At 49.7% G+C, this 1,674-nt stretch carries 1 rRNA gene; it reads left to right on the forward strand.

The features are described from left to right. Positions 1-40 precede the first annotated feature (40 nt). Positions 41-1,674 (forward strand): 23S ribosomal RNA (locus NFR55_RS10410); the annotation flags it as partial.

Consider the following 1,674-nt stretch of genomic DNA (forward strand, 5'->3'; position numbering starts at 1 on the left):
AAGGTTTTTATTAGACGGAAGTCTTCCGAAAGGGAGATAAGATTAAGCTAATAAGAGCATACGGAGGATGCCTTGGCATCAGGCGCCGAAGAAGGACGTGACAAGCTGCGAAAAGCTGCGGGGAGCTGCAAATGAGCATAGAGCCGCAGATGTCCGAATGCGGAAACGCACCCTATAGAGATGTAGGGTATCCTATCATGAATAGATAGTGATAGGAGGGGAACCCGGAGAACTGAAACATCTTAGTATCCGGAGGAAGAGAAAGTAAAACAACGATTACCTAAGTAGTGGCGAGCGAACGGGTAAGAGCCTAAACCGCATATAGAAATATGTGCGGGGTTCGGACTCACATAAGGTATCTTAGAGCATAGACGAAGATTATTGGAAAGTAGCGCGAAACGAGGTAAAAGCCCTGTAGTCGAAATGCAAAGAGAGCCGTGAGAATCCAGAGTACCATCGAGCACGAGAAATTCGGTGGGAATGCGGGAGGCCCATCTCCTAAGGCTAAATACGACCTGATGACCGATAGAGTATAGTACCGTGAGGGAAAGGTGAAAAGCACCCCGGGAGGGGAGTGAAAAAGAACCTGAAACCGTATGTTTACAAGCAGAGGAAGCGCTACGGGTAGCAATATCAATGCGCGACCTCGTACTTTTTGTAGAACGGGCCGGCGAGTTACGTTGTGTTGCGAGGTTAAGTGCCTAAGGCACGGAGCCGAAGCGAAAGCGAGTCTTAATCGGGCGGATTAAGTAGCATGACGTAGACCCGAAACCTGGTGACCTAACCATGAGCAGGATGAAGCAGAAGTAAAATTCTGTGGAGGTCCGAACGCACGCCTGTTGAAATAGTCGGCGATGACTTGTGGTTAGCGGAGAAATTCCAATCGAACCGGGATATAGCTGGTTCTCCTCGAAATAGCTTTAGGGCTAGCCTCAACGTTGGAGAGTATCGGGGGTAGAGCACTGAATGGGCTAGGGGCCTTCACGGGTTACCGAACCTTATCAAACTGCGAATACCGAATACTTATAGTTGGGAGTCAGACTACGTGAGATAAGTTTCGTGGTCAAAAGGGAAACAGCCCAGACCCACAGCTAAGGTCCCAAAGTTCATGTTAAGTGGTAAAGGATGTGCCGTTGCACAGACAACCAGGATGTTGGCTTAGAAGCAGCCACACATTAAAAGAGTGCGTAATAGCTCACTGGTCGAGTGAAGGTGCGCCGAAGATTACCGGGGCTAAAACATGACACCGAAGCTTGGGAATTTTGGTAACAAAATTGGTAGAGGAGCAATGTATGCGGGCAGAAGCCGTACGCGAGAAAGGGGCGGTGGACTGCATACAAGAGAGAATGCCGGCATAAGTAGCGAGAGAGGAGTGAGAAACTCCTCCGTCGAAAGCCTAAGGTTTCCTGGGGAAGGTTCGTCCGCCCAGGGTAAGTCGGGACCTAAGTCGAGGCCGAAAGGCGTAGATGATGGACAACTGGTAGATATTCCAGTACTACCGCACAGTTCGAGGCAGGGACACAGAAGGATAGTCAGACCGTGGGGATGGAAAACTACGGCTAAATCATGAGGCTAGTGAGTAGTGAAGTACGCTCACTGTAAGGCTGGGTGATGAATGGGACACGAAAGAGTGGAAGCTGACGAATTCACGCTGGCGAGAAAATCTGCTAAGGC

The organism is Pumilibacter intestinalis, from assembly GCF_943193005.1.
GTDB classification, from domain to species: domain Bacteria; phylum Bacillota; class Clostridia; order Christensenellales; family Pumilibacteraceae; genus Pumilibacter; species Pumilibacter intestinalis.